This is a genomic window from Tenacibaculum sp. Ill (assembly GCF_051938915.1).
GTDB lineage: Bacteria > Bacteroidota > Bacteroidia > Flavobacteriales > Flavobacteriaceae > Polaribacter > Polaribacter larymnensis.
Map to the genome: position 1 here is coordinate 2,260,111 of NZ_JBPSCW010000002.1, position 23,640 is coordinate 2,283,750.

The 23,640-nt window shown below is 31.4% G+C and carries 23 protein-coding genes; 18 read left to right on the top strand and 5 right to left on the bottom strand.

Annotated elements, in window-relative coordinates:
• Positions 1 to 4: 4 nt before the first annotated feature.
• The 6 genes from ACTPNM_RS10585 to ACTPNM_RS10610 all read left to right on the top strand — a co-directional run bounded on the left by ACTPNM_RS10585 (position 5) and on the right by ACTPNM_RS10610 (position 4,435).
• Entirely contained in the window at positions 5 to 472 is a 468-nt protein-coding gene (locus tag ACTPNM_RS10585; protein WP_440121738.1) for a cupin domain-containing protein, read from the top strand.
• The gene (locus ACTPNM_RS10590) at positions 473 to 886 is read left to right on the top strand and encodes a DoxX family protein (protein ID WP_440121739.1); all 414 of its coding nucleotides are present in this window, start codon (positions 473 to 475) and stop codon (positions 884 to 886) included.
• Between the two features lie 23 nt (positions 887 to 909).
• On the top strand, positions 910 to 1,422 hold the full coding sequence (locus tag ACTPNM_RS10595; protein ID WP_440121740.1) for a GNAT family N-acetyltransferase: 513 nt from the start codon (positions 910 to 912) through the stop codon (positions 1,420 to 1,422).
• Between the two features lie 10 nt (positions 1,423 to 1,432).
• Positions 1,433 to 1,819 (top strand): hypothetical protein, encoded by a 387-nt coding sequence (locus ACTPNM_RS10600; protein WP_440121741.1) that lies wholly within the window; start codon positions 1,433 to 1,435, stop codon positions 1,817 to 1,819.
• 99 nt (positions 1,820 to 1,918) lie between these two features.
• The gene (locus tag ACTPNM_RS10605) at positions 1,919 to 3,037 is read left to right on the top strand and encodes an alkene reductase (protein WP_440121742.1); all 1,119 of its coding nucleotides are present in this window, start codon (positions 1,919 to 1,921) and stop codon (positions 3,035 to 3,037) included.
• A gap of 114 nt (positions 3,038 to 3,151) precedes the next feature.
• Positions 3,152 to 4,435 carry an APC family permease gene (locus ACTPNM_RS10610; protein ID WP_440121743.1) on the top strand — a complete coding sequence of 428 codons (1,284 nt, stop codon included), beginning with the start codon at positions 3,152 to 3,154 and terminating at the stop codon, positions 4,433 to 4,435.
• A 41-nt stretch (positions 4,436 to 4,476) separates the two neighbouring features.
• Here ACTPNM_RS10610 and ACTPNM_RS10615 read toward each other — a convergent pair whose 3' ends face one another.
• Positions 4,477 to 5,511, bottom strand: a complete 1,035-nt coding sequence (locus ACTPNM_RS10615) for an RluA family pseudouridine synthase (RefSeq protein WP_440121745.1) — start codon at positions 5,509 to 5,511, stop codon at positions 4,477 to 4,479.
• Positions 5,512 to 5,527: 16 nt separating this feature from the next.
• Entirely contained in the window at positions 5,528 to 6,109 is a 582-nt protein-coding gene (locus tag ACTPNM_RS10620) for a PASTA domain-containing protein (RefSeq protein WP_440121746.1), read from the bottom strand.
• Positions 6,110 to 6,263: 154 nt separating this feature from the next.
• Between ACTPNM_RS10620 and ACTPNM_RS10625 the strand changes: the two genes are divergently transcribed.
• From ACTPNM_RS10625 to ACTPNM_RS10650, 6 genes are all read left to right on the top strand, one after another.
• Entirely contained in the window at positions 6,264 to 7,247 is a 984-nt protein-coding gene (locus ACTPNM_RS10625) for a D-alanine--D-alanine ligase (protein WP_440121747.1), read from the top strand.
• Complete coding sequence (gene coaD / locus ACTPNM_RS10630) at positions 7,247 to 7,699, top strand: pantetheine-phosphate adenylyltransferase (RefSeq protein ID WP_440121748.1); 453 nt, start codon at positions 7,247 to 7,249, stop codon at positions 7,697 to 7,699. The genes ACTPNM_RS10625 and coaD overlap by 1 nt, the downstream gene beginning before the upstream one ends.
• 19 nt (positions 7,700 to 7,718) lie before the next feature.
• Entirely contained in the window at positions 7,719 to 9,467 is a 1,749-nt protein-coding gene (locus ACTPNM_RS10635; RefSeq protein WP_440121749.1) for a M14 family metallopeptidase, read from the top strand.
• 62 nt (positions 9,468 to 9,529) lie between these two features.
• Positions 9,530 to 10,048: an RNA polymerase sigma factor gene (locus ACTPNM_RS10640; protein ID WP_440121750.1), complete on the top strand. Its 519-nt coding sequence runs from the start codon at positions 9,530 to 9,532 to the stop codon at positions 10,046 to 10,048.
• Between the two features lie 73 nt (positions 10,049 to 10,121).
• Positions 10,122 to 11,042, top strand: a complete 921-nt coding sequence (locus tag ACTPNM_RS10645; protein ID WP_440121752.1) for a FecR family protein — start codon at positions 10,122 to 10,124, stop codon at positions 11,040 to 11,042.
• On the top strand, positions 11,039 to 13,411 hold the full coding sequence (locus ACTPNM_RS10650) for a TonB-dependent receptor plug domain-containing protein (protein WP_440121753.1): 2,373 nt from the start codon (positions 11,039 to 11,041) through the stop codon (positions 13,409 to 13,411). Before ACTPNM_RS10645 ends, ACTPNM_RS10650 begins: the two co-directional genes overlap by 4 nt.
• Positions 13,412 to 13,453: 42 nt before the next feature.
• Here ACTPNM_RS10650 and ACTPNM_RS10655 read toward each other — a convergent pair whose 3' ends face one another.
• Positions 13,454 to 14,629 (bottom strand): GlmU family protein, encoded by a 1,176-nt coding sequence (locus tag ACTPNM_RS10655; RefSeq protein WP_274640021.1) that lies wholly within the window; start codon positions 14,627 to 14,629, stop codon positions 13,454 to 13,456.
• 104 nt (positions 14,630 to 14,733) lie between these two features.
• Here ACTPNM_RS10655 and ACTPNM_RS10660 point away from each other — a divergent pair, with 104 nt between their 5' ends.
• The 6 genes from ACTPNM_RS10660 (at position 14,734) to ACTPNM_RS10685 (ending at position 20,433) form a co-directional block, all read left to right on the top strand.
• Positions 14,734 to 15,120 (top strand): 6-phosphogluconate dehydrogenase, encoded by a 387-nt coding sequence (locus tag ACTPNM_RS10660; RefSeq protein WP_274640022.1) that lies wholly within the window; start codon positions 14,734 to 14,736, stop codon positions 15,118 to 15,120.
• Complete coding sequence (locus tag ACTPNM_RS10665) at positions 15,110 to 15,658, top strand: acyl-CoA thioesterase (RefSeq protein ID WP_440121755.1); 549 nt, start codon at positions 15,110 to 15,112, stop codon at positions 15,656 to 15,658. Before ACTPNM_RS10660 ends, ACTPNM_RS10665 begins: the two co-directional genes overlap by 11 nt.
• Before the next feature lie 2 nt (positions 15,659 to 15,660).
• The gene (locus tag ACTPNM_RS10670) at positions 15,661 to 16,353 is read left to right on the top strand and encodes a cyclase family protein (protein WP_274640023.1); all 693 of its coding nucleotides are present in this window, start codon (positions 15,661 to 15,663) and stop codon (positions 16,351 to 16,353) included.
• 260 nt (positions 16,354 to 16,613) lie between these two features.
• A complete protein-coding gene (locus ACTPNM_RS10675; protein WP_440121756.1) occupies positions 16,614 to 17,702 on the top strand; it encodes a hypothetical protein in 1,089 nt (362 codons plus the stop codon).
• A gap of 9 nt (positions 17,703 to 17,711) precedes the next feature.
• A complete protein-coding gene (locus ACTPNM_RS10680; RefSeq protein ID WP_440121757.1) occupies positions 17,712 to 19,799 on the top strand; it encodes a M64 family metallopeptidase in 2,088 nt (695 codons plus the stop codon).
• A gap of 82 nt (positions 19,800 to 19,881) precedes the next feature.
• Complete coding sequence (locus ACTPNM_RS10685) at positions 19,882 to 20,433, top strand: hypothetical protein (protein ID WP_440121758.1); 552 nt, start codon at positions 19,882 to 19,884, stop codon at positions 20,431 to 20,433.
• 56 nt (positions 20,434 to 20,489) lie between these two features.
• Here ACTPNM_RS10685 and carB read toward each other — a convergent pair whose 3' ends face one another.
• Both carB and rpmH read right to left on the bottom strand, forming a co-directional pair.
• A complete protein-coding gene (carB, locus tag ACTPNM_RS10690) occupies positions 20,490 to 23,342 on the bottom strand; it encodes a carbamoyl-phosphate synthase large subunit (protein WP_440121759.1) in 2,853 nt (950 codons plus the stop codon).
• Between the two features lie 103 nt (positions 23,343 to 23,445).
• Positions 23,446 to 23,607, bottom strand: a complete 162-nt coding sequence (gene rpmH, locus ACTPNM_RS10695) for a 50S ribosomal protein L34 (protein ID WP_028891113.1) — start codon at positions 23,605 to 23,607, stop codon at positions 23,446 to 23,448.
• Positions 23,608 to 23,640: the final 33 nt, after the last annotated feature.

A 23,640-nucleotide genomic window follows, 5' to 3' on the forward strand; every position in this document is an offset into this window, starting at 1 on the left:
CATTATGAACATAAAATTAATATTCTTAGGTAGTTTCTTAACTTTTTTCGGACAAATAGCTGCGCAAGAAAATACGATATCTCTAAGGAAAAAAGTAGAAAATATTCAAGTTATAAACTTTGAATCCATGCCACATGATACCATTAGCGAAGGAATTACACGACAATGGTTTCATGGTGCCAAAGGGCAAATGGCCTATTTTCACTTGAAAAAAGGTGCACATATTCCAATGCACAAACACCCAAATGAGCAAATTACATACATACTTAAAGGAAAGGTAAAAATAAACACCATTGACAAAGGGAACAGAAAGACATATATTATTTCTGCAGGACAAGTAATCGTGTTTCCTGAAAATGTATCTCACGAATTCTTTGCGCTGGAAAACACACTTGATTTAGATGTACATGTACCAGTAAGACAAGATTGGTTGACTAATGAGCTACCAACATATTTAAAGAAAAGTAAATAAATGAAAGCCACACCTAAACAAACAGCGTATGCATTGCTACGTATTACCATGGGAATCAATTTTTTCGGACATGGATTAACAAGATTGCCAAAAATCCCTTCATTTCGTGATTGGATGGTAAGTCAATTTCAAGAAAGTATACTTCCAGACTTTCTTTTATACACATGGGGAAGCGTATTACCTTTCATAGAATTTATCATAGGTACATTATTAATTATTGGCTTATTTACTTACAGAACAGCTATTGCTGGTGCTCTTGTTATTGCCATACTTATTCTTGGTTCTTGTTTAATAGAACATTGGGAATGGGCTGGTGCCCAAATGCTATATGCTTTATTTTATTTCTTTATTATAAGTCAAGTATCAGAAAATAAATGGTCTATCGACAATAAATTATTTGCATCAAAAAGTTAAACACCTACAAACAATTAAAATAAATGAGTTCACAATATCAAACAGAGAGATTAATCATACGACCAACAAATACTGAAGATGCTGACTTTATTTTCAACTTATTTAATGCTCCTAAATGGATTGAAAATATTGGAAATAGAAATATAGCATCAACTCATCATGCAAAGCAATATATTGAAACAGTTATGCTTGAGCAATTCAACCAACTAGGATACTCTAGCTACACTATAATTAGACAATCTGATAATGAAAAAATAGGAACTGTTGGACTTTATGATCGTGAAGGAGTTGATGGAATTGATTTTGGTTTTGCTTTTTTACCTCAATTCGAAGGTAAAGGATACGCTTTCGAAAGTGCTTTTAAGATGAAAGAAGTGGCTGTAAATGAGTTCAAAATTCAAAACCTAGTGGCTATTACACTCCCTAGTAATGCTGGCTCTCAAAAATTACTCAATAAATTAGGTTTCAGCTTCAAAAAAGACATCATTCTTCCTAAACATGAGTTTAAAGAATGGTTATTATATGCTATAAACTAATACCCTCCTTATGAAAGTAGAAACAATAAACACAGCTGGCAATTGGTCTGTACATTGGACAGAATCCTTAAAAAAAGCCATTCAATTAGGAACTAATAGTTATAAAATTGGGCAACAATTATTATTAGAAAACAAGCGTGTTAAAATATGGCATATTGAACTGGAACCTGGGCAAGCTATTCCCTTTCATAAACACGACAAACCCTATTTTTATATTTGCCATACAAAAGGTTGCTCTCGTTCTTATTTTTCTAATGGCTCTATAATTGAAACATATTATGAACCTAATGATATTAAGTATTTAAATAACTTAAACACTAAAAACTTCTTCATACATAACTTGGAAAATATTGGTGCCACTACGCTACATTTCACAACCGTAGAGTTTACAGAGTAGCACAATATTTTTTTACAAGTAAAACATGAATTTATACAAAAACATAACTTTCAAACCATAGTAAATTTGTACTATTAAATAATTAAAACTTTGTAAATCATGGCTTTTAAAAAATTATATCAACCCTATAACAAAAATGGCTTAACATTAAAAAACAGATTTTTAATGGCTCCCATGACACGTTCTAGAAGTTCACAGCCTGGTGATATTCCTAATAAATTAATGGCTGAATATTATGGACAAAGAACTTCAGCAGGAATAATTATATCTGAAGCTACTCAAGTTTCATTACAAGGAAAAGGCTACGCTAAAACACCTGGAATTTATACACAAGAACAAATTGAAGGTTGGAAATTAATTACTGACGAAGTCCATAAAAAAGGAAGTAAAATATTTTTACAGCTATGGCATGTTGGTCGCGTATCTAGCGCTAAAGTAAACGGATTACAACCTATTGCTCCTTCTAAAAAAGCTGCTAAAGAAACTAGCGTTTATATTTTTGACGGTGCTCCAAATGGTGATGCTACTTTTGTACCTGTAGAAGAGCCTAGAGTAATGACTAAAGCTGATATTAATCAAGTAATAGAAGAATTCAGGATAGGAGCAAAAAATGCTATTGAAGCAGGTTTTGATGGTGTTGAAATTCACGGAGCAAATGGGTACCTAATAGACCAGTTTTTAAGAAGTAACTCTAACCAACGAACCGATGAATATGGGGGAGCTAAAGATAATAGAGTTCGATTACTAACCGAAATCACTCAAGCAGTTGCTCAGGAAATAGGTAATGAAAAAACCGGGGTTCGCCTCTCCCCTTTTATTAGTTTTAAAGACATGAACGATCCCGAAATATTAGACACTATAATGATTGCTACCCAAGAGCTTGAAAAAATCGGAGTTACTTACTTACACCTATGTGAAGCTGATTGGGATGACGCTCCAAAAATCCCTAATAGTTTTAGAGATAACCTTCGTAAAACATTTAGTAAAACTATTATTGCTACTGGTAACAAAACACCTGAACAAGGAGAAGATTTATTAAAAAAAGATTTAGTTGACCTAATTGGTTTTGGACGCAATTTTTTAACGAACCCTAATTATCCGATAAGAGTAAAACTAAACGCTCCATTAAACAAAATTACTGATACACATACGTTATTTGGTGGTGGGGATGCTAGAGGGTATACAGATTATCCGTTTTTGAAACAGGTAAACGATTAAAAAAGCACAAATAACTTGAATAAAACACTCCTTTTTCTAATACTTCTCATTAATCAATCTTTAAAAATAAATAACTATTTTAGTGACTGTTACACTAACTAACAGTCACTAAATATGTCTAAAAAAATAGGATTAAGAGAAGCAATTTCAATAGGAATTGGTGGTATGGTAGGCGGTGGTATTTTTGCCGTTTTAGGTCTTGCTGTCTTACTTGCCAAAGGAGGAACTCCAATTGCTTTTTTACTTGCAGGAATATTAGCTTTATTAACCTCATATAGCTATGTACATCTTTCCAAGAAATACCCAGATAGAGGTGGAACCGTAAAATTTATTAATCAAGGTTTTGGAAGAACTGTTTTTAGTGGAACTATTAACAATCTTTTATGGATAAGTTATATTGTAATGCTCTCCTTATATGCTTCTGCTTTTGGCTCTTATGCTCCTAACCTATGGGAAATTACTCAAAACAAAACAATTAACTTTCATATATATGCCAGTACTATTATTATTATAGCTACAGCAATTAACTACTACAGTATTGCTGTAGTGGGAAAAATTGAATCGTACGCAGTAGTTATTAAACTTATAATTCTTATTGGTTTTATTGCCATTGGAGCTTATGGACTGATAGGAAACCCTAATATGGCACAACTATCCATTAGTAATTGGGAGAACCCTATCAAATTATTTGCTGGAGGTATGGTTATTTTTGTTGCTTATGAAGGTTTTGAGCTAATAGCTAATGCTGCTCCCGATATTTTAAATCCTGAAAAAAACATTTCAAAGGCTTATTACTACTCTGTAATATTTGTAATTGTATTGTACATTATTATTGCTCTTGTTACTGTCGGTTCTCTACCATTTAATCAAATTGACAAAGCGCAGGATTATGTACTAGCAGAAGCTGCTAAACCAATGTTAGGACAAATAGGATTTACTATTATAACCATAGCTGCATTAATATCTACATTTTCTGCTATTAATGCTTCACTATACGGAGGAAGTAAAGTGAACTATGAAATTGCTGAAGATGATGAATTACCACACCATTTTCTTGCCAAGTTTTGGAATCAACCTATTGGATTACTAATTACAGCTATAGCAACTTTGATATTAGTTAACACATTAAATTTAGAAAGTATTTCTACTGCTGGTAGTGTTGGCTTCATCCTTATTTTTGGAATTGTAAATTACGTAGGCTTTAAACTTTCAAAAGAAACAGACTCTAACAAAACAATTCCTTTATTAGGTTGTATTTTATGCTTAGTAGCATTAGTTATTCTAATTAAACAACAGCTAGAATCTAATCTTACAGGTGTATTTGTTTCTCTTGGTATTATTACCCTATGTTTTATTATTGAGTGGATCTACAAGAAAAATGAAACAAAGGCTATATAAAATTAATTAATTTTATATAGCCTTTGTTTTTGAGTAAGTTTTTATTCTTCCAATTTAGAATGTTCAGAATACGTACGCCATTTCTCTAAACAAGCGGTAATATCTTCTGGTACTTCAGAATCAAACTTTAGAAATTCGCCTGTAATTGGATGTGTAAAACCTAGTGTTTTTGCATGTAAAGCTTGTCTTGGTAATACTTTAAAACAATTATCTACAAATTGTTTGTATTTAGTAAACGTAGTTCCCTTTAAAATGGCATTACCTCCATAACGCTCATCGTTAAAAAGTGTATGACCGATATGCTTAAAGTGGGCTCTAATTTGATGTGTTCTACCCGTTTCTAATTTACATTGTACCAAGGTTACATACGTAAGTCTTTCTAACACTTTATAATGGGTTACTGCATGCTTACCATGCTCTCCATTTGGGAAAACATCCATTTGTAAGCGATTTTTAAAGCTACGCCCTATATTTCCTTCAATAGTTCCTTCATCCTCTTCTATATTCCCCCAAACTAAAGCGTAGTATAAACGTTCTGTAGTACGATCAAAAAATTGCTTAGATAAATGAGCCATTGCAAACTCAGTTTTTGCAACAACTAGTAACCCACTAGTATCTTTATCAATTCGATGTACTAAACCGGGGCGCTCATTAGAGTTTTTTGGTAAGTTTTCTATATGATGAATCAGTCCATTTACTAACGTACCTGAATAATTTCCATGACCAGGATGTACTACCATACCTGCTGGCTTGTTCACCACTATTACTTCATCATCCTCATATACTATATCAATAGGAATATCTTCTGCTACTAATAAGTTTTCGTGAGGTGGATATGTTAATACCACTCTAACAACATCCTTAGGTTTCACTTTGTAGTTTGGTTTTACAGCAACATCATTTACTAAAACATTTCCTGCTTTTGCTGCTTGCTGTATTTTGTTTCGAGTAGCATTTTCAATAAAATTCATTAAAAACTTATCTACTCGTAATGGTACTTGACCATCTGTTGCTACAAACCTATGATGTTCGTATAAATCATCATTCTCTATCTCTGGAGTATTATCTTCCTGCATCAATCAGTTATAAAAATTAGTATCCATTACCATCACCTAAAATCAAGTCGATGGTTGTTTGTTTTGGTAATTTAGTCCCTGGCTCAATTTTTTGTCCATTATGCTTTAATCCACGAACTACATCTTTTCCTATATCATGAACCCAAGTGACCTTTGTACCTACTTTAAACCCTATTGAACGTAAATGTGTTGTTGCCTGACGTCTTGTACGTCCGTTTAAATTAGGCACTTCAACATCTCTGTATTTAGATGGGTTTAATGTTAAGTATATTTTACGTTTTTCTTTTACAAAATCGCCTGCTTCTGGATCTTGTTCAATAATTGACTTTTTTGGATATTCAGGATTATAGCTTGCACTATCAATTACCACAAAATCTAAATTTAATTCATTTAGTTTCTGTTCAACATCAGCTAACGACATTTTATGTAGGTCAGGTACTTGTATTTTTTGACTGTGATTTGTTGTAACTCCTAACCACCATTGTAAAACAAATACAAAAACTAGTATTGAAACAACTGCTATAATTATGTTCTTTAAGAAAGATTTACTTTTAATAAATTCAAATAAACCTCCAAACTTTCCTGTTAAATTACTCATATCATTTTTTTGTAAGATCGCACAAATTTACAGTAAAAATATTACTATTTTAAATTCAATAAGTCTTAAACGAGTTTTTTTGGTAAGTTTGTATAATCCAACGATTGGATTTTAGATAAACAATGATAAAAACAGTAATTGAAATACATTTGAAGTGAAAAAAAACATCGCTATTATTATGGGAGGTTATTCCTCAGAAGTAGGAATTTCTCTAAAAAGTGGTAATGTAGTTTACAAACATATTGATAAAGAAAAGTATAACGCTTTTAAAGTTCATATTTTAGAAAACAGATGGGTATATGTTGATGATAATGACGTAGAGTACCCGATAAATAAAAAAGATTTTTCAGTTGAAGTTGAGGAGAAAAAAATCACATTCGATTGTGTTTTTAATGCTATTCACGGTACACCAGGAGAAAACGGAATTATCTTAGCCTATTTTGATCTTATTGGCATAAAACACACCTCTGCCCCATTCTATCAAATGGCCTTAACTTTTAATAAACGTGATACCTTAAGCGTAGTAAAACAATACGGAATAGCAACAGCTATTTCTATATACTTAAACAAAGGTGATGAAATAGATTGTGATGCTTTCATAAAAAAAGTGGGACTTCCTTGCTTTGTAAAACCAAATGGTGCGGGTTCTAGTTTTGGTATATCTAAAGTATATACTAAAGAAGAGTTAATTCCTGCTATAGAAAAAGCATACGAAGAAGATACTGAAATATTAATTGAAAGTTTTTTAGACGGAACTGAAGTTTCTGTTGGAGTAATTCAATATAAAGGAGCCACAAAAGTTCTTCCTATGACTGAAATTGTTTCTGAAAATGATTTCTTCGATTACAAAGCTAAATATGAAGGAGAGTCACAAGAAATTACTCCTGCACGTTTAACTGACTCTCATAGAAAAAGAGTTAAAGAAGTAGCTAAACGTGTATATGAAATTTTAAACATGCGTGGTTTTTCTCGTTCTGAATATATTTTAGTTAATGATGAACCACATTTTATAGAAATGAATACTGTTCCAGGATTAACTGAGGCAAGTATTTTACCACAGCAAGCCAATCATGCAGGCATTTCTTTAACAGAATTATTCGGAAATGCTATTGAAATGGCTTTAAATGACAAAATATAATGAAAAGAGCAATTTTCCCTGGGTCTTTTGATCCAATAACTTTAGGACACTTAGATATTATTGAACGTGGTGTTACCCTTTTTGATGAGCTAATCATTGCAATTGGTGTAAATGCAGATAAAAAGTACATGTTTTCATTAGAAGAACGTCAACATTTTATAGAAGAGACTTTTAAACACGAACCAAAAATAAAAGTACTTACCTACAGCGGACTTACCGTTAACTTTTGTAAAGAGCAAGAAGCTCAATTTATTTTAAGAGGTTTACGTAACCCTGCCGATTTTGAGTTTGAAAAAGCGATTGCACACACCAATAGAAAACTTTCTGAAATAGAGACTGTATTTTTACTAACCTCTTCGGGTAAAAGTTATATTTCTTCATCAATTGTAAGAGATGTAATCAGAAACAATGGTGATTACACAGGATTAGTACCTGACGCAGTTAGAATTTAAACTTTTAAAATACATTACTTTGAGAAAGCTATTTGTACTATTCCTAATAATTACTGTTGCTTGTAAACCAGAATCAACAAAAAAGAATAACAATTTCACTACACTGTTTGAAACATCTAACGGAACAGAAACTCCTACATATCAAGAAGTAATTTCTTTTTATAAACGTTTAGCTGAAATATATCCTGAAATTTCTTTGTTTGAAATGGGTAATACAGATATTGGGAAACCTTTACATTTAGTTGTTTTCAATGCCGATGGAAAAACCAATATTAAAACACTCAAGAGCTCTTCAAAAAATAGAGTTTTAATTAATAACGGTATTCATCCTGGAGAATCTGACGGGATTGATGCATCAATGTTACTATTAAGAAACATTGTTCAAAATGACTCTTTAAAAAACAAATATAAAAATTCTTTAATCTGTATTATTCCTGTCTACAATATAGGTGGTGCGCTAAACAGAAATTCACACACAAGAGCCAACCAAAATGGCCCAAAAGAATATGGTTTTAGAGGAAATGCTCGTAATTACGATTTGAATCGTGACTTTATTAAACAGGATACCAAAAACGCCGCCACTTTTGCTGAGATTTTTCACACTATAAATCCCGATGTTTTTATTGACAATCATGTAAGTAATGGTGCAGATTATCAATATGCTATTACACATTTATTCACACAGCATAATAAATTGGGAGGAAAACTTGGTGAATTTGTTGAAACTAAAATGCGTCCTGAAATAGAACAGTCTTTGGCTGAGAAAGACATTATTATTACTCCTTATGTAAATGTTTGGGGAACAACTCCAGAAAGTGGTTGGTCACAGTTTTTCGATTCACCTAGATATTCTACTGGCTATACTACCCTCTTCAATACCTTAGGATTAATGGTTGAAACTCATATGTTAAAACCGTATAAAATTAGAGTAGAACAAACTTATGAACTATTATTTTCTACTTTAGATTTTTCTGAAGAAAACAGCGGCAAAATAAAAGGTATGCGAAAAAATGCTGTTGATGTAATCATAAACAAGAAAACGTACCCCGTTGTATTTACAGTTGATAAGAATAATCCTACAGCTCTTGATTTTAAGGGGTATGAAGGAACTTTTATAGACAGTAAAGTTACCAAAGGAAAACGTTTGTTTTATGATAGAAAAAAACCTTACAATAAAAAAATTTCTTATTATAACAACTTTGTTCCTACCAAAGAAATCACCATACCTAAAGCCTATATATTAGAACAAGGTTGGCATAATGTTGTAGATCGATTACAAAATAATAAAATTGAATTTACTCGTTTTGATAAAGATACCTTATTAACTGTCGAAGTTCAACACATCAAAGAATTTGAAACTCGAAAAATGGCATACGAAGGTCATTATTTACACTACAATACTGAAGTGGCAAGAACAAAAAATCAACAAATTAAATTTTCTAAAGGAGATATTTATATTCCTACAAATCAAACAGGAATACGTTATATAATAGAAACCTTAGAGGCTGAAGCTCCTGATTCTTTCTTTAACTGGAACTTTTTTGATACCACCTTACAACAAAAAGAAGGATACTCTTCTTATGTTTTTGAAGATATTGCTGAGGAGTTTTTAAACAACAACCCTATTATAAAACAAGAGTTTTTAGAAAAATTAAAGTCTGAAGACGATTTTGCTAAGAATCCGCAAGCACAGTTGTATTGGGTTTACAAAAAAACTCCACATTACGAAAAAGCACACAAGAAATTACCAATTTACAAGTTATATTAATAATTTTTTAACCTCTTAATTACATTTTCATACATTTGTTGTTGATTAGGAAATTAATCTAAATGAATAAAGAACCCTTAAAGTCTGTTTGTGAGCAGAATAATTTTAAAGAAATTTTTAATCAGCACTCACAAACATTAAGAAACTATATATACTATAAGTGCGGTGATACTCAGCAAGCTGAAGATATCGTACAAGAAGCGTATATAAAATTATGGAATAATTGCTCTAAAGTTTTTTTTGAAAAAGCAAAATCTTATCTATATACTGTAGCTAATAACCATTTTTTAAATGATGTAGCTCATAAAAAGGTTGTATTAGAACATCAAAAGCAAAGTGTTTCTTCTGGTAAAACTAATGAAACACCTCAATTTCTTTTAGAAGAAGAAGAATTTCACACAAAATTAAAAAAAGCAATTGCCGACTTACCAGAAAAACAAAGAGAAGTTTTTTTACTCAGTCGAATAGACAAGAAAAAGTACAGTGAGATTGCAGATATAGTTGGAGTTTCGGTGAAAGCAGTAGAAAAAAGAATGAGCAAAGCTCTGCTTACTTTAAAAGAGCAAATAGGTAAAGTCTAATAAAAAGTAATATTTGTAGTAGGGTAATTAGTCTTTTACTTGTTTTTAATACAAATAGCACGAATAATAGGAAATGAAAATAAATTATAAAGATGAAACTTTTTTAGCCAGATGGATAGCCAATGAGCTGTCTGCTGATGAATTGAAAGAGTTTCAACAATCCGAAGTTTATCATCAATTCAAAGCTATTGATGATGCTTCACAATTATTAAAAACTCCTTCTTATAATAAAGAAGAAGCTTTTAATAAAATAAAAACAAACTTAGAGCCAGCAAAAACTAACAAAAAAGTAGTAAAGTTAATTCCTACTTGGATGTATGGTGCAGTTGCCTCTATAGCATTGTTGATTAGTTTTTTATACTTTAATTATAATACAACTGATTTTTCAACAAATTATGGAGAACAACTAACAATTACTTTACCTGATAATTCTAAAGCCCATTTATCACCAAAATCTGAAATAACATACAAAAAAAGAAATTGGGATGATAAAAGAGAATTATCATTAAAAGGTAAAGCTTATTTTGAAGTAGAAAAAGGTAAGTCTTTTACTGTAAAATCAAATGAAGGTAATGTAACTGTACTAGGAACTAAGTTTACTGTAAATACTTCTGAAAACTATTTTGAAGTTAAATGTTTCGAAGGTAAAGTAAAAGTTACTTCAAAAAATAAAGAGGAAGTTATTTTAACCAAAGGTAAAGCCTTCAGAAACTATAGTAACTCTAGTGAAAAATGGGAGTTTGTAGATACTACTCCTTCTTGGGTAAAAGGTGAAAGTTCTTTTAACAACACCCCTTTACATCAAGTTATAAAAGCTTTAGAAAATCAATTCAAATTAAAATTTGACGCTTCAAGAATAGATACCTCTCAACGTTTTACAGGTACTTTTACACATGAAGATGTTAATATAGCATTGCAAACTGTTTTTGCTCCTATGAAAATTTCTTATAAATTAGCAGAAAATAGTTCAGTTGTATTGACATATAGTAAATGAAGATAAAATTAAGTATACTTTTTATATGCTTAGCGATGTCTATTTTTTCTCAAGAAAAGGTAGACATTTCTTTTATTGATACACCTTTGTTGGATGTATTAAAAGAAACAGAAACCAATTTTGGCGTAAAGTTTTCTTTTAATACAGAGATAATTCGTGGAAAAAACTTTTCTTTTAAAAAGAAAAAATGTGAGCTAGTATACCTTATAGGTGAAATTGAACGCCAAACTCCTTTAATTTTTAACCAAATTAATGAGCGTTATTATTACATAACTAAAAATTCTAATTTTAAACTTAATGAGTACAATCTTTTAAAAGAGATACTTGTAACAAACTATATTACCTCTGGTATTAATAAAAAGAAAAATGGAACTATATCCATACTTCCTAAACAATTAGGTGTTCTTCCTGGTTTAACAGAACCAGATGTGTTAGAGAGTTTAAAAATTATCCCTGGTGTTCAAAGTCCTAACGAAACAGCAGCAGGTATTTATATAAGAGGTGGTACCCCTAATCAAAACTTAGTTTTGTGGGATGGTATAAAAATGTATTATTCTGGGCATTTCTTTGGAATGATCTCTGCTTTTAACCCATATACAACCAAAGAAGTTACCTTATCTAAAAGTGGTACAGGTGCCAGATATGGAAATAGAGTTTCCGGTGTTATAGATATTAAAACAACAGAAAAAATACCAGAAAAAATCACAGGGAATTTTGGTTTGAATATGACGCATGCTGATGCCCTTATTACTGTTCCTTTTTCAGAAAAAACTGCACTTTCTTTTTCAGCTCGAAGGTCTTTTTCTGATGTTTTAAAGACATTTACTTTTGATAAGTTGTCTATGCGTGTTTTTCAAACATTTGATGATAATCAAGAGAACCAAATTATAGATAAAAGTATTAAGTTTGAAAGAGATAACGAATTTAAGTTTTCGGACTATACTACCAAGTTTATATACAGACCTAATGAAGAAGAGTCTTTAAGCATCAGTTTCTTACACACAAGAAATCAAATGTTTAATGATTTTACAATTCCAACATACCAAGATAAGTACAATGACAAATTAGACATCGATAATACTGGTATAAGCGCAAACTGGAAGAAACAATCATCTGAAAAAAAGACCCACAGTATAAAAAGTTATTTTTCTAGTTTTCACTTAGATTATGTTGGTAACTACAATTACATAGATGATTACCTTATTTTATTGTCTTCAAAAAACAACTCATTAACTGATTTTGGTATTTCATATAACATGAACTACTCTTTTAATGATAGAAAAGATTTATTTTGGGGTTATGAATTTACATCAACCAAAGCTGCTTATGAATTAAAATATTTAGCTGACGTAGAAGGTGAAAACCGATACTCTTCAATACAAAAAGATAAAGGAACAAACAACACTCATTCTATTTTTGCTGAATATTTATACGATAATGATGATTGGAATATAAACTCTGGAATTAGATTTAATTACTTTTCTAAAATTGACAAGTTTGTTTTAGAGCCTAGGTTATATTTTGAGAAAAAACTTGCTTCAAGCTTAAGTATTAAAGCTTCTTTTGAGCAAAAACATCAAACATTAAGTCAAATTATAGAATTTCAAACCTCTAGTTTAGGCTTTGATTTAGAAAACCAAATATGGGCTCAAGTTAATAACGACGATATTCCTCTGCAAAAAAGTTTGCAGGTTTCTACTGGAATCCTTTTTAATAAAGATAATTGGAAAATAGATATTGAACCATATTATAAAAAAGTTAGCGGTATGACATCGCAAACAAGTGGATATAATGATCAAACTGATGACTTTTCTAATGGTAAGGGCAAAGTATATGGTATTGATTTACTAATTAATAAAAAAATTAATAATTACAGAACTTGGGTTAATTATTCATACACTAAAAATAGATTTAAGTTCTTAGATTTAGAAAACAAGTTTTTCCCTGCAAATCACGATATTACTAACTACTTTTCATGGTCTCATGCCTACAAGTTAAATAATTACGAATTCTCTCTTGGATGGATTTATAGAACTGGTAATCCTTACACTGCTGTTAAAGAGTTTTATACTGATGACGATGGGGCTCCTTACATTAACTTAGACTCAGATAATATCAATGCACTTAGACTTCCTAATTATAGTCGAATAGATGCTTCTATGACCTATTCTTTTAACTTTTCTAAAAGATGGAAAGGTAAATTAGGGGTCTCTTTACTTAATATCTTCAATAATAAAAATATTTTAAGTAGAACTTATAACGCTATTCCTATTAGAAACTCAGATAATGAAATTGAATATAAACTAAAAGAAGTAGATAAAATGTCTTTAGGAGTAACTCCTAATTTTGTTTTCAGGATTCGTTTTTAACTAAAAAAGACTTCACAAAATGTAAAGCCTTTTTCTTATAGTTTAATAGTTTCTATATTGTTTTGTTTCTTCAAAAACGTGTTCTAGAATTTGTTTTTCTCTCTCATCGAACTCAATACCTCGTCTTTTCATTACTACATCGGCTACTTCAAAGACTTTATTTGTTTTATATTCAGTAAACCCTGAAGCTCCTCCCCAACTAAATGAAGGAACAAAATTTCTTGGAAACCCACTGCCAAAAATGTTCGCAGAAACACCAACAACTGTTCCTGTATTAAACATCGTATTAATTCCGCATTTTGAATGATCTCCCATCATTAATCCACAGAATTGTAATCCAGTTTTAGCAAAACGACCAGTTTCATAATTCCATAACTTAACTTCAGCATAGTTATTTTTAAGGTTCGAATTATTACTATCTGCTCCTATATTACACCACTCCCCTAATACTGAGTTTCCTAAAAACCCGTCATGTCCCTTATTTGAATATCCAAATAATACTGAATTGTTTACCTCTCCTCCTACTTTGCAGTAAGGACCTAAAGTGGTAGCTCCATAAATTTTTGCTCCTAATTTTAATACTGAATTTTCACACATAGCCAAAGCACCTCGTACAACTACCCCTTCCATTATTTCAGCTTTCTTCCCAATATAAATTGGTCCAGTAGAAGCATTTAACGTAGCAAAAGTTAATTTTGCTCCCTTTTCTACAAAAATGTCATTTCTATTAACACAGTTAACAGTTTCAGGAATTGGTTGTGATTTTCTTCCTTCAGTTATTAAATCAAAATCAGCTCTAATTGCTTTATCATTTAATGAGAAAATATCCCAAGTATTTTTTATTTGAATTATATCATCTTCAAACTCTATATGCTCATAAGAAGAAAAATCTACTTCTTCTTGAGTATCGGCAGCATAAAAAGCAATTACATCCTCTCCTTTGAAAATAGCTTGATTAGCTTGCAGGTTTTTTACCATTTCAACCAAGGGCTTAGTTGGTAAGAAAGAAGCATTTAACAATACATTTTCTTCCATTTCAACCATAGGGTATTTTTCTTCTAAATACTCTTCCGTTACAGTTGTAGTTGTTAAACCTAAGTATTTTTCCCACTTTTCTCTAATGGTTAAAATCCCTACTCTAATATCGGCTACTGGTCTCGTATATGTAAATGGTAGTAAGGCTGTGCGTACATCACCATCAAATAAAATATAATTCATATTAATCATTTTTTGAAGCATCACAAACTTACCACTTTCAATTCATTTTACAAGTCAAAATATAAACCTTACTTTTGTTATTATACATTCTTCAATATGTTACTATGAAAAAAATTTTAGGATTAATTTTAATTGGCATTGCTCTTATAGCAGCGCTATACTATGCTTTTATTTATTTTGTTCCTTATAGTGAAGGTGTTCGCTCAGGTGAACTCATTAAAATTAGCTATAAAGGTGTAGTAGTAAAAACTTGGGAAGGCGAAATTAGCCAAGGTATTTCTGGGGCACAAATTTTTGCCTTTTCTGTAGAAGATAACAAAAAAGAAGTTATAGAGAAACTTCAAGAATACCAAGGTCGCTATGTAAAAGTTACTTACAAAGAGCGTTTTGGAACTTTCTTTTGGTTAGGTGACACTAAATATTTTATAACTCATGTTGAAGAAGAACAATCTCCTCACTTTAGAGGAATAAGAAAAGATAATGAACAATAATATTTATAGAAATATAGAAGATACCCGCATTACTATTTCTGAGTTAATGCTTCCTTCTCATGCTAATTTTAGTGGTAAAATTCACGGAGGATACGTTTTAAAACTAATGGATCAAATTGCATTTGCTTGTGCCTCTAAACATTCAGGAACCTATTGTGTAACAGCATCTGTAGATACCGTTAATTTTATAAATCCTATTGAAGTAGGCGAATTAGTTACCATGAAGGCCTCTATTAATTATGTTGGAAAAACTTCAATGGTAGTTGGTATACGTGTGGAAGCACAAAATATACAAACAGGAAAGACCAAGCACTGTAATTCCTCTTATTTTACTATGGTTGCCAAAAAGGATAATGGTGACAATGCCAAAGTTCCTGGAATTATTATTAATGACGATAATGAAATGCGTCGTTTTCTAGAAGCTATCCATAGAATTAAGATGAAAAAAAATAGACAAGAGAAGTTTGATAATGATAATTTTACTGCTCAAAACTACATCGAAGAGCTTAAAAATTATAACGTAAAGATTGAATTATAACTATGACTGAAATTATAGATTTAAGTCAAGATATCTTTGACGGAATGCCTGTTTATAAAAGTCTTCCACAAGTTAAAATGTCTGTGCACAATACCCATGAAGAATGGGACGGAATTAAAAATCCTACTACTAAAACTCCTGCTGTATATAAACTAGAAATGGGAGAACACACAGGAACTCATGTTGACGCTTTAAACCATATGGCTGCTAAACATGAAGGAAAATCGATAGATACTATGCCACTTTCTATGTTTTATACTGAAGGCATTTGTTTAGATTTTTCTCATAAAAACTTACAGGAATTAATTACTTCTGAAGAAGTTAAAGAACAGTTAGAAAAAGAAAAACTCAGCATAAAAAAAGGTGATACTGTTCTTATTTGTACAAACCACTACGCTAAACATTTTAATACTGAAAACTGGGGAAAAGGCCCAGGTATTACAGCTGAATGTGCCACTTGGCTTGGAGAACAAAAAATTGCTGCTTTTGGTGTAGAAACTATGTCTCCTGGTGTTCCTAAAGTATCCAACAAAAAAGTACATCATATTTGTGGAGAAATGGGGTTTACTCATTATGAAAACATGATAAACCTTGATAAATTAATAGGTAGAGGCAGATTTCGCTTTATAGCCTTACCTTTAAAAATTAGAGGAGGAACAGGATCGCCAGTAAGAGCGGTCGCTATTTTTGAATAAAACATTCTACTTTTTAATTTAACTTTTACTTATCCATATAACTGTGTAGTTATATGGATGATGTATTATTGGCCTACTTCCTTATAACCATATTTTTACTCTTCTTTTCAAGGAAAAATATATCATACCTACAATATATAACCTATAGAAAAAGAGGGAAAACCCCTCCTTTAAAACCATTCTTTTGCATTCTCCTAAAAAACAAGTCTCAAAGTAACTTTGTAAACTAATAATCAACTCATTAACTTAAAAACACTGTAATGAAAAAACTAACTATTGTAGTAATCTGTTTACTTATGACTAATTATTTGTTTTCACAACAAGTAAACATTAAGTATAACGTTAACAACCACACCTTATCAGGTAAATTAAACAGAACCCCTATTTCTTCAGTTATAAAAGAGCTTTCTAAACAAAACTTTCTTTTATTTATAGTTGGAGATAATAAAAAATTTAATGTCACAGGTCAATTAGCAAACACACCTGTTGATCGTGCCCTTTCAGAAATCATTCCTTCTAACATCAAATACTTTTATAAGATAGACTCTAAAGAGGGAGAAAAAAACATGATTTCTAAAACTACTAACAATTTAGTAAGTCTAAAAACTTCAAAATTACTCTTACTAAAACAAACAAATGATAAAAACAAAAATATAGACAAAAACAAGCCTAAATTGGGAGTCAGTACTAACTTACTTCAAGTAAAAAGAATTAACACTTTTAAGAACATAAAAAATGTTAAAGATCCTTTTAAACCTAAAAATGTAAGGTTTAGAGGTACTACAGCAATGAGTAAATCTGGAGGAATTAAACCTGCTTCTGCTAGGAGTATCAGAAAAATTGACAACCTATCTCCTGAACTTAGATTACAAAACAAAAAAAACAGGGTAAGTAAAAAACATTTAGTAGTAACCTATAAAATTACTAATAACGGAATTACTCCTGTCTCAAAAACCGAAGCAGAAGGTAGTTACTCTCTACCTACAGAAGAATCTGGAGATTGGGCTATCATAGGCCTAGATGATAACAATACTGTGCTTGCTGAAACTTTTGAAAATCCTCTTAGTTATAGAACAATTTTTGATCCTAAAAAAAGTGATCATAAAGAGTTTACTGCAAAAGAAGCATATGTTTCTGTGAAGATGCCTATTAAATACAAATCTAAAGTAGCTTCAGAAAAATTAGATTTAAAATTAGTTAAGTTTAAAGATGTTTCTAAGGCTAAAAATGTTTTGCAAAAAGTAAATAGGAAGCAATTAAGAAAAAGTGATTTAAACTCCTCTTTTCAAATCGTAAGAACAGCTCCTAAAGCTGACTTTTCTAAACTGAAAAAAATTACTAACCAATAATCAGAAAAAATGAAAAACCTACATAAAACACTAATAATATTAATGACCTTTCTAGCTGTTACGGCTTATTCACAAACAAAAAGCATCTTACTTTATAATGGAAGTACAGCATCAAAATTTGATATTGTATTCATGGGGGATGGATTTACTTCGTCCAACCAAACTGAATTTAACAACTTAGTTGCTGATTATTTTAAAGCAATGTTTACACATGAAAACGGTAATTTAGATAATGTTTTATCTGAATTACAAGATGCTTTTAATGTATACAGAGTAAACTTAAACTCAAGTCAATCAGGAGTAACTCAATACACATGTGACAATGACGACTGTAGTAACAATCCAGCTAGTAGTAGAAATACAGCACTAAACTTTAGATATTCAGGATGTTGGAATTGTTGTTGGATGTCAAAATCTGGAAACACCGATACCAAAATTAATAACGCTTTAAGCACAGTTGGTTTATCTGGTGCTGATTTTGTAGTGGTTATCTTAAATGAGTCTGGTTTTGGAGGTTGTTCTTATGGTAAAGTTTTATCTATTACCAAATCTACTAGTAACAATGTATTATTACATGAATTAGGGCACTCCGTTGGTAAATTAGCCGACGAATATTCTAGACCTGGTTGTTTTAGTGGAACCAATCCTTCTGCAGTTAATGTTGATAAAAATAATAATCCAAACAAGTGGAATAAATTTGCTAGAAGTACTGTAACTACTGGATCTCCATCAGAATATAATGTAGATGGATTTGAAGGTGGACGCTATAATACAACGTGTATTTACCGTCCTTCAACCAATAGCACAATGAGAGGAAACACCAACCTTTTTAATCCACCAAGTTATAACGAATTCTGGAAGAGAAATAAATCAAAAAGTAATTACAATTTTAACAAACCAATAGTAGGTAATTTTCAAGGAAATAGCTATAACGATGTGGTACTTCACTATGGAAACTATATTGCAGCCTACCCTACCGAACACCCAAAAGGTTTTACAGGTAGTGGAGCAAACATAACGCGTCCCGCTAACTCTTATGTAACCACAAAAAGGGTTAAAGGTTCAGGTGGCACATGGTATGTATCTTCAAAAGACAAGTTTTATGTAGGAGACTTTACTGGTGATGGCTACGATGACTTACTTGTATTCTATCCTAATAATCAATATTCAAGATTAGGAATATTAAAATCAACTCCTGACGGGTTTGAATGTGTTAAAAAAATATATTACAACCTTCCTGGTTGGCAGATGCGTAATGGTGATGAATTTTTTATTGCTGATTTTAACGGAGATGGAAAAGATGATTTTTACATTTTTAATGCTACTAACTGGAATCAAGGGTATATGGGAATGTTCAAGTCAACTGGTAGTAACTTTTCTTATGTAAGAAGGTACGACAAATATTTACCTGGTCATTACATGAGTTCTACTGATAAGTATTTTGTAGCCGATTATACAGGTGACAACAAAGAGGAGTTGGTATTATTCAATACAAGTTCTAAAGTTACCAGAATGTTTAAATCTACAGGTAGCTCACTAACAAAAACCAAAGAATATTTTGCTAGTTTACCAGGCTGGACAAGCAAATCTGGTGATAAATACCATATTGCTGACATTAATGGAGACGGAAAAGATGACGTCTATATTTTTAATGGTACAAACTGGGGACCTGAATATCTATTATTACTTAGATCTGACGGAAACGAATACAAGTATATTAAAAGATATAATGATGCTTTACCAGGTTGGAATATGAATAACCGTGATAAGTTTTATGTTGCTGATATTAATGGTGATGGAAAAGATGATTTATATGTATTCAATAATCAAGATTGGTCTACTCAATACTTAGGACGTGTAATTACCAATGGTAGTACAGTAAGTGTAAACTATCAAAGCGACTGGATTGGTGGCTGGAATCTTGGAAGTAGTGATAAATTAATTGTAGACAATCGTAAAACAGGAAAAGACAACTTATTTATACACAATACTAACTGGTTTGCTTACATGTGGCCAGGCTCATCTAACATGTACATAAAAGGAATGTATAAAGATTATATACATGCATTTAAGTATCATGATTATGGATGGTATTAATAAGTAATTTTATAAAAAAAAGAATAACACGGTTAATTTTATCCGTGTTATTCTTAATTTTAAAAACTATAAAGTCTTTATTATGAAACATTTTGCTTTATTACCTTTAACTTTCCTACTTCTCACTTTAAACTGTAAAAATTATACGTCTAAAAAATCACAAAGCGATTTTAACTCATCACAAAGTATTTCTAAAACACAAGATTATTATTTCACTGTTAATTTTGAATTTACAAAAGAGGATTACCAACTGATTTCGAAGTCTCAAAATGAAGGTAATTTGTTATTTGATGTTCAAATTCCTACGGATATGTTTTTAGTAGCGTATAAAAATGAAAAATTATTCTTTTACAGTGAATTGAATGATCCACTGACCATAAGACCTGTGGGAGAACGAGAGATAGAAAAAACTATAGAGAGTGGCTCAGAAAACATCAATTTACCTAAAAAATTTACTCAAAAAAGCAATATCAAACAACTTGAAATCTATATTTATAAAGTAAATGGATATATAGAAAACTTTGATGCCAAAGTTTATTCAAAAGAAAAAATCAAACAATTAGAAAAAGAAAAACTTATTGAAAAAAGGTATACCATTGACGCTAAGCAATTAGTTAACTTTTTAAACCAATAAAAAAATCCGAAGTTTATTAAACTTCGGATTTTATCTATTTTAATTCTAAAACGCTTTTACTTACTCAAGTACATTTTACGTCTTGCGTACAAATCGTAAAAGGCATCGTCTCTTAAACTTTCAATAAATAAGATGCTTTCTCCAGTAGATTTCATTTCTGGTCCTAAGTTCTTATTTACATTCGGGAACTTATTAAAAGAGAATACAGGTTGCTTAATTGCAAAACCTTCTAACTGAGGGTTAAAATCAAAATCAGTAACTTTCTTCTCTCCTAACATCACCTTAGTAGCATAATTTACATAAGGTTCTTTATAAGCTTTTGCTATAAACGGAACCGTACGAGATGCACGTGGATTTGCTTCAATGATATATACTTTGTCATCTTTAATTGCAAACTGAATGTTTATTAATCCAACTGTATCAAGCGCTAAAGCAATTGTTTTAGTATACTCTCTAATTTGTTCTAATACTAACTCTCCTAAATTAAACGCTGGTAAAGTAGCATTTGAATCTCCTGAGTGAATTCCACAAGGCTCAATATGCTCCATAATTCCGATGATGTATACATTTTCACCATCACAAATTGCATCTGCTTCTGCTTCAATTGCTCCTTCCAAGTAGTGATCTAATAATAATTTATTATTAGGAATCTTACGTAATAAGTCTACAACGTGCTCTAATAACTCCTCTTTATTAATCACAATTTTCATTCCCTGTCCTCCTAATACATATGATGGACGCACTAAAATTGGAAAATCTAATTCATCAGCTAAAGCTAAGGCTTCATCAGCATTCTCTGCAACTCCAAACTCCGGATAAGGAATATTGTTTTCTTTTAATAAGCTAGAGAAACTTCCACGATCTTCTGCTAAGTCTAATGCTTTGTAGCTTGTTCCTAAAATCGGAATTCCATAACGCTCTAACTTTTCAGCTAATTTTAAAGCTGTTTGTCCTCCTAACTGAACTATAACTCCTTCTGGTTTCTCATGTTTAATGATGTCGTAAATATGTTCCCAGAAAACTGGCTCAAAGTATAATTTATCTGCCGTATCAAAATCAGTAGAAACTGTTTCAGGGTTACAGTTAATCATAATAGTTTCGTAACCACATTCTTTCGCTGCATATACACCGTGAACACAACAGTAATCAAATTCAATTCCTTGACCGATTCTGTTTGGTCCTGAACCTAATACGATTACTTTTTTCTTATCAGATACTACACTTTCATTTGACACAGAAACTTCACCTTCAGTAGTTTCTATTTCACTTTCAAAAGTAGAATAGTAGTAAGGAGTTTGTGCTTTAAACTCAGCAGCACAAGTATCTACTAACTTGTATACACGTTTTATTTTTAATTCTTCACGTTTTTTATACACTTCACTTTCTAAGCATCCTAACATGTGAGCAATTTGACGATCACCATACCCTTTTTGCTTAGCCTCTAATAATAGTTCTCTATCAAGTGTATCAACAGTATATGTAGAAATCTCTTTCTCTAACATATATAACTCTTCGTATTGACGTAAATACCACATATCAATCTTAGTAATTGCGTGGATTTTACTCAACGGAATCCCCATTTGAATTGCGTCATAAATAGCAAATACTCTATCCCAAGAAGCATACTTTAATTTATCTATAATCTGGTTATAGTCTTTATAACCTTTACCATCTGCTCCAATTCCGTTACGTTTAATTTCTAACGATTGTGTTGCTTTATGTAAAGCTTCTTGGAACGAACGTCCAATCCCCATTACTTCTCCAACCGCTTTCATCTGTAAACCTAACGTTCTGTCAGAACCTTCAAACTTGTCAAAGTTCCAACGAGGTATTTTTACGATTACATAGTCTAATGTTGGCTCAAATAAAGCTGAAGTAGACTTAGTAATTTGGTTATCTAACTCATCTAAAGTATAACCTGTTGCTAATTTCGCAGCAATCTTTGCAATTGGGTATCCAGTTGCTTTTGATGCTAATGCTGATGAACGAGATACACGTGGGTTAATCTCAATCGCAATAATATCCTCTTTCTCGTCTGGTGAAACCGCAAACTGAACGTTACATCCTCCTGCAAACTCACCAATAGAACGCATCATTTTAATTGCCATGTCACGCATTTTTTGGAACGTTTTGTCCGATAATGTCATGGCCGGAGCTACTGTAATAGAATCTCCTGTATGGATTCCCATTGGGTCCATGTTTTCAATAGAACAGATAATTACAACATTATCATTATCATCTCGTAATAATTCTAACTCGTATTCTTTCCATCCCATCATTGCCTTATCAATCATTACCTCATGAATTGGAGAAATTTCTAACCCTCTTGATAATGATTCTTCAAATTCTTTTTCATCATATACAATAGACGCTCCTGCTCCTCCTAAGGTAAACGACGCTCTAATACATAGTGGAAATCCGAATTCTTGTGCTATTTCCTTTCCTTTTAAGAAAGATGTTGCAGTAGCTTGAGGCGCCATTGGCACGCCAATTTCTTCCATTAATAAACGGAACTTATCTCTGTCCTCTGTAATATTAATGGCGTCTATATCTACTCCTATAATTTCAACATCAAAGTCTTCCCAAATTCCTTTTTCGTCGGCTTCAATACAAAGGTTTAATGCAGTTTGCCCTCCCATTGTAGGTAAAACGGCATCAATTTGTGGGTGTTCTTTTAAAATTTGAACAATAGACTTCGTGTTAAGCGGCAACAAGTATACATGATCAGCCATCGAAGGATCTGTCATAATTGTTGCAGGATTCGAATTAATTAAGATGGTTTCAATTCCATCTTCTCTCAAAGATCTTAACGCTTGAGAACCTGAATAATCAAATTCACATGCTTGACCAATAACAATTGGTCCTGATCCAATAATTAAAATCGATTTAAGGTCTTGTCTTTTAGGCATTTTAGTCTGTGTTGTGTTGTGGTGTAAAAATAAAAATTGTTTGGTTATAAAAAAAGGCGATACTTAATAGTAACGCCTTTAAAATATTAACAATAGTTAATCATTATTTCTTTGGTCTTGATTCAGATGAAACAGACAACTTTTTTCTTCCTTTTGCTCTTCTTCTAGCTAATACTTTACGTCCATTAGCAGAAGCCATTCTTTCGCGGAAACCGTGTTTGTTTCTTCTTTTTCTCTTCGATGGTTGGTACGTTCTTTTACTCATTACAGTATATCTTAAATATCTTCTTTAAAAATG

Excerpts from the sequence above, each read along its gene's own strand:
- ACTPNM_RS10620 (WP_440121746.1), bottom strand. The coding sequence starts at position 6,109 with ATGAGTAATTTAACAGGAAAGTTTGGAGGTTTATTTGAATTTATTAAA.
- ACTPNM_RS10680 (WP_440121757.1), top strand. The coding sequence starts at position 17,712 with ATGAAAAACCTACATAAAACACTAATAATATTAATGACCTTTCTAGCT.
- ACTPNM_RS10655 (WP_274640021.1), bottom strand. The coding sequence starts at position 14,629 with ATGAATTATATTTTATTTGATGGTGATGTACGCACAGCCTTACTACCA.
- ACTPNM_RS10665 (WP_440121755.1), top strand. The coding sequence starts at position 15,110 with ATGAACAATAATATTTATAGAAATATAGAAGATACCCGCATTACTATT.
- ACTPNM_RS10600 (WP_440121741.1), top strand. The coding sequence starts at position 1,433 with ATGAAAGTAGAAACAATAAACACAGCTGGCAATTGGTCTGTACATTGG.
- carB (WP_440121759.1), bottom strand. The coding sequence starts at position 23,342 with ATGCCTAAAAGACAAGACCTTAAATCGATTTTAATTATTGGATCAGGA.
- ACTPNM_RS10605 (WP_440121742.1), top strand. The coding sequence starts at position 1,919 with ATGGCTTTTAAAAAATTATATCAACCCTATAACAAAAATGGCTTAACA.
- ACTPNM_RS10595 (WP_440121740.1), top strand. The coding sequence starts at position 910 with ATGAGTTCACAATATCAAACAGAGAGATTAATCATACGACCAACAAAT.
- ACTPNM_RS10615 (WP_440121745.1), bottom strand. The coding sequence starts at position 5,511 with ATGCAGGAAGATAATACTCCAGAGATAGAGAATGATGATTTATACGAA.
- ACTPNM_RS10685 (WP_440121758.1), top strand. The coding sequence starts at position 19,882 with ATGAAACATTTTGCTTTATTACCTTTAACTTTCCTACTTCTCACTTTA.
- coaD (WP_440121748.1), top strand. The coding sequence starts at position 7,247 with ATGAAAAGAGCAATTTTCCCTGGGTCTTTTGATCCAATAACTTTAGGA.
- ACTPNM_RS10640 (WP_440121750.1), top strand. The coding sequence starts at position 9,530 with ATGAATAAAGAACCCTTAAAGTCTGTTTGTGAGCAGAATAATTTTAAA.
- ACTPNM_RS10660 (WP_274640022.1), top strand. The coding sequence starts at position 14,734 with ATGAAAAAAATTTTAGGATTAATTTTAATTGGCATTGCTCTTATAGCA.
- ACTPNM_RS10675 (WP_440121756.1), top strand. The coding sequence starts at position 16,614 with ATGAAAAAACTAACTATTGTAGTAATCTGTTTACTTATGACTAATTAT.
- ACTPNM_RS10610 (WP_440121743.1), top strand. The coding sequence starts at position 3,152 with ATGTCTAAAAAAATAGGATTAAGAGAAGCAATTTCAATAGGAATTGGT.
- ACTPNM_RS10585 (WP_440121738.1), top strand. The coding sequence starts at position 5 with ATGAACATAAAATTAATATTCTTAGGTAGTTTCTTAACTTTTTTCGGA.
- ACTPNM_RS10590 (WP_440121739.1), top strand. The coding sequence starts at position 473 with ATGAAAGCCACACCTAAACAAACAGCGTATGCATTGCTACGTATTACC.
- ACTPNM_RS10645 (WP_440121752.1), top strand. The coding sequence starts at position 10,122 with ATGAAAATAAATTATAAAGATGAAACTTTTTTAGCCAGATGGATAGCC.
- ACTPNM_RS10670 (WP_274640023.1), top strand. The coding sequence starts at position 15,661 with ATGACTGAAATTATAGATTTAAGTCAAGATATCTTTGACGGAATGCCT.
- rpmH (WP_028891113.1), bottom strand. The coding sequence starts at position 23,607 with ATGAGTAAAAGAACGTACCAACCATCGAAGAGAAAAAGAAGAAACAAA.
- ACTPNM_RS10650 (WP_440121753.1), top strand. The coding sequence starts at position 11,039 with ATGAAGATAAAATTAAGTATACTTTTTATATGCTTAGCGATGTCTATT.